Source organism: Flavobacterium caeni (assembly GCF_900101895.1).
In the GTDB taxonomy this organism is placed as follows: Bacteria; Bacteroidota; Bacteroidia; order Flavobacteriales; family Flavobacteriaceae; genus Flavobacterium; species Flavobacterium caeni.
Genome location: NZ_FMVF01000067.1, coordinates 1 through 1,407, shown reverse-complemented (window position 1 = coordinate 1,407; position 1,407 = coordinate 1). Strand labels below are relative to the sequence as shown.

At 35.3% G+C, this 1,407-nt stretch carries 2 protein-coding genes; both read left to right on the top strand.

Features of this window, described 5'->3' with window-relative positions; translation table 11 throughout:
- Positions 1 to 117 precede the first annotated feature (117 nt).
- Positions 118 to 552, top strand: a complete 435-nt coding sequence (locus BLP55_RS17235) for an exodeoxyribonuclease X C-terminal domain-containing protein (protein ID WP_091147521.1) — start codon at positions 118 to 120, stop codon at positions 550 to 552.
- A 179-nt stretch (positions 553 to 731) separates the two neighbouring features.
- Positions 732 to 1,187 (top strand): hypothetical protein, encoded by a 456-nt coding sequence (locus BLP55_RS16555; RefSeq protein WP_211516852.1) that lies wholly within the window; start codon positions 732 to 734, stop codon positions 1,185 to 1,187.
- Positions 1,188 to 1,407: the final 220 nt, after the last annotated feature.

Below are 1,407 nucleotides of genomic sequence, written 5' to 3'. Positions count from 1 at the left end.
GGCCGGAAGTTTCCATTTCACGAAGAAACATTATCTTCGGCAGAGAGAACTCAGTCCGCTCTGATCCGCAACGGCGGCTAGCGGCCAAACGTTGGTGGCAATTCTAAAACGATAGATATGAAATTGTACGATTGGAATTCAGAATTTGAATTTGGGAAATTCAAAGGTGAAACGCTGAAAAGTATTTCAGAACACAATATGAATTACATACATTGGTGTCTAAAAAACGTTGAATGGTTTTGTGTAAAAGATGAAATTTTTGAAAATATTACGCTTGTAAAAGAATATAAGTTTCTTGAGAAGAAATTTAAAAATTCTACCATTCAGAAATACGAACTTGAAATTTTAGAAAAGCTAAAATTATTTTATGAAAGCCTTTTAAAAATTCATAATGACAAAACTGAGCAATTTGAATTACAAGTCGCAAGAGAAACTGAATACGAAGAAGAGTATGATGATAGCGATCATTATAATTATGATAATTGGCTTTCAGATGCAGCTGGAACTGATGATCCAGAAACAATGCGAGATGTATATTGGAATTTAGACTAAGAACGAACTGCCACCAACAGCCGGTAAGACGAAATCGCTGAGAATCTGCTGGGCTGGCATTTTATTTTCACGAAGAAAGTTTTATCTTGGTAGAGAAAACTCAGTTCGCTTTGTCAGCGACTTCGCTTACCGGCGAAACGTTAGCCAACAGTTGTGCTCGCGAACCTAAAGAAAACCACATGAAATTATCCATAGCAATATTTACATTCATCCTTTGGAATACTTTAAGTTTTTCTCAAACAAATGATTATAATGTTTATCAAGAAGCTATTTCTGTCATAAAGAAAAATTCGAATTACACTAAATATCTTGAAGATTATCAATACAAAGATAAAATCAGTGTTGCGGACGGCTTATATCCAATTTGCGCATTTTGCAAAACGTTTAGTGATGAAATTACTTGTTGCAAACCTGTTGAAAATATATCGGATCTTTTCTCTGGCTTAGAAAAAAAAGGATTAAAAAGTTTAGGTAATGCAAATAAATCTAAAATCACTTTCTATTTCACAATTATAGAAAATGAATATTTCGTCGGAGAAGTTATTAGCGACAAAAAAAGTAATAAAACCTTATCTTACTTATTTAAAACAGAAAATGAGAAAATAAAATTGATAAAAGTTGTAGAAAACAATTAACTATCAACCGTCGGCTAACCGCCGTTTCAAGCGATTGCGGGGGTTTTAGGTAGCCGGAAGTTGCGGTTTCACGTACATTGTTTTATCTTCGGCAGAGAGAACTCAGTCCGCTTTGGTCCGCAACCGCGTGAAGCGGCCTAACGTTATGCTCGCGCCCTGGCTTCCACATACCACAGCATCCGTCAACTATCATGATTCGAAAAGGATCTTAAGAATTTAC

Bases quoted from the DNA above. Each gene is read 5' to 3' on its own strand.
- BLP55_RS16555 (WP_211516852.1), top strand. From the start codon at position 732: ATGAAATTATCCATAGCAATATTTACATTCATCCTTTGGAATACTTTA.
- BLP55_RS17235 (WP_091147521.1), top strand. From the start codon at position 118: ATGAAATTGTACGATTGGAATTCAGAATTTGAATTTGGGAAATTCAAA.